Raw genomic sequence first — 7,202 nt, forward strand, 5'->3', positions numbered from 1 at the left:
TCGTCCAGCAGCAGGTCCAGCCGCTCGCGCGCCGTCAGCTTGCCCTTGCCGTGCTGGCTGGCGATCCGCCGCTCGCCCCCGCCCAGCCGGGCCTCGCCCCGACGCTTCTCCAGCTCTTCAAGGATGTGCTTCATCGGGCCCGACCTCCACTAGGAAGTAAAAGGCGTAGTCGGACGATCTTCCCCTGGCAACAGTTCGGCTGCGCCAGGGCCCAAGCCGCTAGGCCAACGCCTTGAACCACTTTTCCAGCATCTGAGCCTCGATCAACAGGCGCGCGGTCCGTTCGGCCGCCTCCTCGTCGATGCCCCATTTTTCCTGCTGATAGGCCTCGTCCACCCGCGACAGGGTGAAGGCCTCCTCACCCGTCAGCCACCCGCGTTGCAGGGCGAAGGCCAGCACCCCCGAGCCGAACAGCGGAACCCCGAAGGCCACGCCGGTCAGATTGAAATCATCCAGCTCCAGAGCCAGCGCCTTGACCTTCGCCAGGGTGTCCTCCGGCTGGGTCGCGTGGATGATCCCGGTCGTGCGCACGAAGACCAGGGTCAATTCCCGCTCGGCCCGTTGCAGCACCGGCTCCCACGCCTCGACCTGCCGCTGATGAAGGCTATCCGGCTCTCCGGCGAAATAGCAGAGCAGGTCGGAGGCAGCGTATTCGGCGATCTGTTCGGCCGTGGGCTCGCGGGCCGGCGGGATCGCTTCGGTGGCGGTGAAGGCCAGGCGCGTAATGGCCATATCGGCCATCTCGATCACTTCGCCCTGCCCCGCCCATTCGGCGGCGACCATGTCTGCGAGCGCTTGAGTGGGGACATTCAGCTTGCCGCCCTTTGGCGAACGGACATTGCGGCCGTCGAGCTTGACCGCGAAGCCGCCCTCCTCGGCCACCACCGTGACGTCCTTGTAGAACCGCTTGGGCTTCGCGCCCGGTTCGATGAAGCCCTTTTTCAAGATCTCGCCTCCTGGCCGCGCGTGAAGAAAATGCGTGGCGCGACGGGTGGAATGGGGATGGAAGCACAAATAGGCAAGCTGCTGTTTGCGCGATGGGACTGGCCGGACGCCGTTCTCTCAGCGATGCTCTACCTATGGCTGATGAAATCCTCACCCTGCGGGACCTCAACAGAATTTTGCTGGCTCGGCAGATGCTGCTGGCCCGCGAGGAGATCGGCCCCGTCGAGGCGCTGGAGCGGCTGTTCGCCATCCAGGCCCAACTGCCCCGCGCGCCTTTCCTGGGCCTGTGGGCCCGGCTGCAGAACTTCCAACGCGACGACCTTCTCAAGGCGATCCATGCGCGCGAGGTCGTGCGCTCCACCCTGATGCGCGGGACCCTGCACCTGGCCAGCGCCAAGGACGTGCTGGCCTATCGCACCACCATCATGCCGCCGCGCAACGTCACCCTGCCCTGGGGGGTGAAGCCCACCACCGAGGAACTGGAGCGAGTGCTCGACATCTCGCGGCGGCACTTCGAGTCTGAACCGAAGGACTTCGAAAGTGTCCGAGAGGTTCTGGAGGCGCAGGGCGTGGAGCCTGTGCGGCCCCTGGCCTATGCGGCGCGGATATTCCTGCCGCTGGTCCAGGCTTCTTCCAACGCCCCCTTCGGGCATGAGCCCGGCGGTGTGTTCACCCTCGCCAAGACTTGGCTGGGGCTGGAGGAATATCCGACGCCGCGTCCTCATCAACTGGCCCGGCGTTATCTCGCTGCGCACGGTCCTTGCCTGCCGGCCGACTTCGCCGCCTGGTCGGGCCTGGGTGCGGCGGCCCTGATCTTCGAGGGCCTGGGCGACGACGTCGTCACCTTCCGCGACGAACGCAAACGCACGCTCTTCGACCTGAAGCATGCGCCGCGGCCCGCAGGCGACACCCCAGCCCCGGTTCGTCTGCTGGCCGATTTCGACGGCGCGATCCTCGGCCGCGCCGACCGGACCGGCATCATACGCCCAGAGCACGCCCCGTTGATGGCCAGCAAGAATGGCCTGATCCCGGCCATGGTTCTGGTCGATGGCCTCGTTGTCGGGACTTGGCGGATCGAGCCGAAAAAGAGGACCGTCGCGGTGACGATCCGTCTGTTCGACACGGTTTCGGCCAAGGATCGCAAGGCGATCGAGGCGGAAGCGATCTCCGCCGCGAAGTTCCTGGAGCCCGACGCCGTAGCGGCGGTGACCTTCACGGAGGAGTAAGCCGCCACCAAGACTGTCATCCCGGTTTGCGAAGCAAGACCGGGACCCATTCGCTCCGTTTGGCAGAGATTGGCGACGTCGAATTTCAGTCTGATCGATCTGGTGTTGATGGATCCCGGATGGCCGCTGCGCGGCCTCCGGGATGACACCCTGATACTTAACCGCGCCGCCTGCGCCTGAAGGGCTCAGGGTCGGCCTCGTGCTCGTCAAAGCCGAACCGGTTGAAGCCTTCCTTCAGTTCCTTGCTGATCGGGGCCTCGAGCGTGAGCGTGCCGCGCGACGGATGCGGCAGGGTCAGCCGGCGCGCGTGAAGTTGCAGCTTCAGGCTGCCCGACAGCTGCGCCGACTCCTCGGTTTTGTACTTAGGGTCGCCCAGGATCGGATGGCCCATGGCCAGCATGTGCGCGCGCAACTGGTGCGTCCGGCCGGTATGGGGCCGCAGCGCCATCCAGGCGACGCGGTGCGCCGCACGGCTGATGGTCACGAACTCAGTCTCGGCTGGATCGCCGTTGGGGTCTTTCGGATCGGTCGGCACGATCATCTCGCGATCACCGATGCCCTTCTTGGCCAGGTGCAGCTCCATCACCCCTTCGGAGGGTTTGGGGTTGCCCATCACCAGCGCCCAATAGGTCTTCTCCGCACGGCGACGAGCGAAAGCGCCCGATAGCTTGGCGGCCGCACCCGGCGACTTGCCCAGCACCAACACGCCGGAGGTGTCTCGGTCGAGGCGGTGGACCAGACGCGGACGCTCCAGCCCCTCGCCCCAGGCGCTGAGCAGGCGGTCGACGTGCATCAGGGTCTTGGTCCCGCCCTGGACGGCAAGACCGGCCGGTTTGTTCAGGACCAGGACCTCGTCGTCCTCGTAGATCACCAGCGACTTGACGAACATGACGTCGCGCCGATCCAGTTCGGGCTTCGGATCGCCGGCCGTCGGAGCTTCGGGCAGCGGCGGCACGCGGATGGTTTCGCCCGCCGCGAGCCTTTGCTCAGGCTTGGCGCGGCTGCCGTCCACGCGGATCTGGCCCGATCGCGCCATCTTCTGGATCTGGATCTGCGAGACATGCGGCCAGCGCCGACGGAACCAGCGGTCCAGGCGCACGCCGTCTTCGCCCGGATCGACGGCGATATTACGGACTTCCCTCATGCAAACGCCTTCCGCGCCAGGATCAACCCAAAGAACAGCGCCGTAACCGACAGCACCACGGAGGCCAAGGTGTAGCCGAGCGCCATGCCATAGCTGCGGCGCTCGATCATCAGGGCTGTCTCCAGCGAGAAGGCCGAGAACGTGGTGAAACCGCCCAGCACGCCGACGCCCAGCAGCAGGCGCAGGCGTTCCTGATCGGCGCCGCCGCGCTGAGCCAGGACGCCCACCAGCGCGCCCATCAGCAGCCCGCCCGCGACGTTGGCGATCAAGGTGCCGAAGGGCCAGGCCGAGCCCCATAGGCGCAATGCCTGCACGCTCAGCGCATATCGCGCCATCGCCCCGACCGCGCCGCCGGCGGCCACCAAAAATAGTCTATCCATTCGCCCTTATGCGACGGGCCGCGCCATCGTGCAAAGCAGGCCGGATTCTAGACCCGAGCGCCGATCACCTGACGGATCTGACGGGCGTCATAGACGTCGCCGCCCGGCGGGCGCGGTCCCCGTCCCATCATCACTTCCAGGGTCTGGCTCACCTGTGGTCCCCCGCCCAGGTTGAAGGAGGTTCCGAGACCGACCCCCACTCCCCCCGAGTGGCCGCTGCTGCCGCCGCCAGCGCCCAAGGACAGTTGAGGCCCTCCGCCCTGGTCGTCCCGGGTGGCTTGGCGATCGGTTACGCGGAACCAATCATAGCCCTCAGCGAGGGCCAGATCCGCAGCCCGCAGAAGCGCGAAGTCGGCGACCTGGGAGAACGGCGCGCCCGGTCCGCCACGGAACGTCACGCGATAGCGCCCAGGTTCGATCCGATATTCGGAAAACCCAATCGACTGCGGTCCGCTCGCCGGCGCGAACACCGTGGGCGCCGTGGCGCAGGCTGCGAGGACGGCGCAGAGCGAGGCCGTCAGGATCAGGCGCTTCATCTTCACGATCTCCGAGGAACTCAGCTGACTGTCGGCTCATTCGCCTAACGGTCAAGCCTGCCGCCACGTTCCCGTCAGCCGAGCCCCAAGAGATCGATCAACTTTTGCATATCGGTGGGGACCGGGGCCTCGATGACCTTGGTCCCGCCGTCCGGGTGCGGAAAGCTAAGGGCGGCGGCGTGCAGCATCAGGCGCGGCACGGGATGGCCCCCTACGGCCAAAGCGCCGCCATATCGCGCATCCCCGGAAATCGGCCGGCCTATCGAAGCCAGGTGGACGCGGATTTGGTGCATCCGCCCCGTCTCGGGGTTCAGCTCCAACAAGGCCGCGTCGGGCCCCTTCGAAAGCGTCCGGTAGCGGGTCTTTGCGCTCTCGGCGTCCGGATGGTCAGGCGGGCAGACCCGCATATAGGCCTCACGCCCCAGTTCCTCGCGGCGCAGAGCCTCTTCAATAGCGCCCTGCGCAGGGTCCGGCGCACCAGGCGTGACGATGGCGCGGTAGGTCTTGGCGAACCTGCGGCCCATCATATGCTTGCCCAGGAAACTCGCCGCCGGCTTGGTCTTGGCCGTTAGGATCACGCCGGAGGTGTCGCGGTCCAGGCGGTGGATCAGCCGAGGGCGCGCCTTGCCCGGCTTGGCGAAGGCCCACAGCAATTCGTCCAGCGTATTGACCTGGCCTCGCCCGCCCTGGCTGGACAGGCCCGAAGGCTTGTTCAGCGCCATGATGTGCGGGTCCTCGTAGATCACCAGGCTGCGCACCAGCGCGATCTCTTCGGGGCTCAGGGCGACAGGAACAGGTTCGGGACGCTTCTTCGGTTGGCCGCGCGGCTTCACTTCTGGCGCTTCCGTTGCTCGGCCCAACGATCGAGACGTTCCTTGGTACGGGCCTCGGCGCCCTCGCCCTTCGGATCGTAGAATTTCCGCCGTTCCATCCCGTCGGGGAAGTAGTTCTGGCCCGAAAACCCGCCCTCGACGTCGTGGTCGTAGGCGTAGCCCTTGCCGTAGCCGAGGTCCTTCATCAGCTTGGTGGGGGCGTTGCGGATATGGGCGGGCGGCGTCAGCGATCCGGTCTCCTTGGCCGCACGCTGGGCGGCCTTGAAGGCGGTGTAGACGGCGTTCGATTTCGGAGCGGCCGCGAGATGCACCACCAACTGAGCCAAGGCGAGATCTCCCTCGGGCGATCCCAGGAAATCGTAAGTATCCTTGGCCGCGTTGGCGAGCAGCAGCGACAGCGGATCGGCCTCGCCGATATCCTCCATCGCCGCTCGGATCAGGCGGCGAGCGATAAATAGCGGGTCTTCACCGCCGCCCAACATACGCGCCAGCCAATAGAGGGCGGCGTCGGGGTCCGAGCCCCGGATCGACTTATGCAAGGCCGAGATGAGGTTGTAGTGCTCCTCGCGATCCTTGTCGTAGGCCGGGCTGCGCTTCTGCAGGATCTGGCCCAGTTCCTTGGTGGAGAGCGGCTTGGCGGCCCCGATATTGAGCAGGGTTTCGGCCAGGGTCAGCAGATATCGGCCATCGCCATCGGCCAGGGCCACCAGGGCCTCGCGCGCCTCCGGCTCCAGCGGCAACTTGCGCCCCTCATGCACCTCGGCCTTGTCGAGCAGGCTTGCCAGGGCCTCGTCGTCCAGGCGCTTCAGCACATAGACCTGGGCGCGCGACAAAAGCGCCCCGTTCAGTTCGAATGAGGGGTTCTCGGTGGTCGCACCGACCAGAGTGACGATCCCTTCCTCCACGAAGGGCAGGAAGCCGTCCTGCTGAGCGCGGTTGAAGCGGTGGATTTCATCGACGAACAGCAGCGTCGCCTGGCCAGCGGCGCGGCGCATCCGGGCCTGTTCGAAGGCCTTCTTCAGATCCGCAACGCCGGAGAATACGGCCGAGAGCTGCTGGAACTCATAGCCGGCCTCCTTGGCCAGCAGGCGGGCGATGGTGGTCTTGCCGGTGCCCGGCGGCCCCCAGAGGATCATGGAGGCCAGCCGCTTGGCCTCGGCCATCCTGCGGATTGGCCCGTCGGGACCGAGCAGGTGATCCTGCCCCACGACCTCATCCAGCCGCTGCGGACGCAGACGGTCGGCGAGCGGCGACGGCGCGTGCGGCGTCAGCCCAGCAGCTTCAAAGAGATCGGCCATGGGGTGTTCTAGCAAATGCCGCGCGGGATGTGATGACCCTTAAGAGCACGCTTCGCATCGCCCCTCGCCCACCCCTCGACCGAGGGAAAGGACTCTAGGTCCGGAAGTTGGCTGTGACTTCCTGGCCGTTGCGCACGATGGTCACCTGCCATTGGCCGCCACCGGCCCCAATGATCCCCATCAGGTCCTTCACCGTGGCCACGTCTCGGCCGTTGACGCGCTTGATCATGTCGCCGGGACGAAGGCCGGCGTTCATCGCAAATCCGCGGCCGATATTAGTCACCATGACGCCTCGCCCCAGGAACGGGTCAAGGCCCAGCTCGTCAGCGACCGCCGGCGACAGGTTGACCACGGTCGCGCCGTCGAACGGGTTGCGACCGGACACCACCTGCTGGTCGCGGGCCGGTGTCGCAGGCGGGGCCTCGGCGCGTAGGGTCAGGGTCTGCTCGCCCCCGCCGCGACGCACGCCCAGCTTGATCTGGTCGCCGGGACGCCGCGAGGAAATGGCGTAGGACACCGCGGCGGCGTCGACCGCCGGGCGGCCATCGACCGAGACGATCACGTCGCCCTGGCGCAGGCCCGCGCGCGCCGCCGGGCCGTTCGGCCAGATGTCGGCGACCAGCGCCCCTTGAGGAACGCTGAGGCCCATGCTGCGGGCCATCTCGCCGGTCACGGTCTGTGTGCGCGCGCCCAGCCATGGCCGCACGACCGCTTGGCCGCCGCCAGCCGCGGTCTCGACCACGCGCCGCACGATGGCGGCCGGCACCGCGAAGCCGACGCCAGACGACGAACCGGAACGCGACAGGATGAAGCTGTTCACGCCGATCAGGTCGCCGTCCA

Annotated in this window: 9 protein-coding genes; 1 reads left to right on the forward strand and 8 read right to left on the reverse strand. The window is 67.0% G+C overall.

Translation table 11 applies throughout. From position 1 onward, the window contains the following. Together Q8M13_RS14100 and Q8M13_RS14105 are read right to left on the reverse strand one after the other, a co-directional pair. A partial coding sequence (locus tag Q8M13_RS14100) for a hypothetical protein (RefSeq protein ID WP_305299212.1) occupies positions 1-134 on the reverse strand: 134 nt, incomplete at its 3' end. 85 nt (positions 135-219) lie between these two features. Then, positions 220-945, reverse strand: a complete 726-nt coding sequence (locus Q8M13_RS14105; protein WP_305300592.1) for an ATP12 family chaperone protein — start codon at positions 943-945, stop codon at positions 220-222. 134 nt (positions 946-1,079) lie between these two features. On the opposite strand from Q8M13_RS14105, the gene Q8M13_RS14110 reads away from it, so the two are divergent. Then, positions 1,080-2,171 (forward strand): winged helix DNA-binding domain-containing protein, encoded by a 1,092-nt coding sequence (locus Q8M13_RS14110; RefSeq protein WP_305300593.1) that lies wholly within the window; start codon positions 1,080-1,082, stop codon positions 2,169-2,171. A gap of 157 nt (positions 2,172-2,328) precedes the next feature. Here the strand turns inward: Q8M13_RS14110 and Q8M13_RS14115 are convergent, their stop codons facing one another. From Q8M13_RS14115 to Q8M13_RS14140, 6 genes are all read right to left on the reverse strand, one after another. After that, positions 2,329-3,315, reverse strand: coding sequence for an RluA family pseudouridine synthase (locus tag Q8M13_RS14115; protein WP_305300594.1), 987 nt, complete (start codon positions 3,313-3,315; stop codon positions 2,329-2,331). Continuing rightward, positions 3,312-3,695 (reverse strand): fluoride efflux transporter CrcB, encoded by a 384-nt coding sequence (crcB, locus tag Q8M13_RS14120; protein ID WP_305300595.1) that lies wholly within the window; start codon positions 3,693-3,695, stop codon positions 3,312-3,314. The genes Q8M13_RS14115 and crcB overlap by 4 nt, the downstream gene beginning before the upstream one ends. Positions 3,696-3,742: 47 nt before the next feature. Further along, positions 3,743-4,231: a hypothetical protein gene (locus Q8M13_RS14125; RefSeq protein WP_305300596.1), complete on the reverse strand. Its 489-nt coding sequence runs from the start codon at positions 4,229-4,231 to the stop codon at positions 3,743-3,745. Positions 4,232-4,305: 74 nt separating this feature from the next. Then, entirely contained in the window at positions 4,306-5,064 is a 759-nt protein-coding gene (locus tag Q8M13_RS14130; RefSeq protein ID WP_305300597.1) for an RluA family pseudouridine synthase, read from the reverse strand. Next, positions 5,061-6,362 carry a replication-associated recombination protein A gene (locus Q8M13_RS14135; protein ID WP_305300598.1) on the reverse strand — a complete coding sequence of 434 codons (1,302 nt, stop codon included), beginning with the start codon at positions 6,360-6,362 and terminating at the stop codon, positions 5,061-5,063. The genes Q8M13_RS14130 and Q8M13_RS14135 overlap by 4 nt, the downstream gene beginning before the upstream one ends. Before the next feature lie 94 nt (positions 6,363-6,456). Beyond that, a partial coding sequence (locus Q8M13_RS14140; protein ID WP_305300599.1) for a PDZ domain-containing protein occupies positions 6,457-7,202 on the reverse strand: 746 nt, incomplete at its 5' end.

Origin of the sequence: Phenylobacterium sp. (genome assembly GCF_030681155.1) — a bacterium.
Classification (GTDB): Bacteria; Pseudomonadota; Alphaproteobacteria; order Caulobacterales; family Caulobacteraceae; genus Phenylobacterium.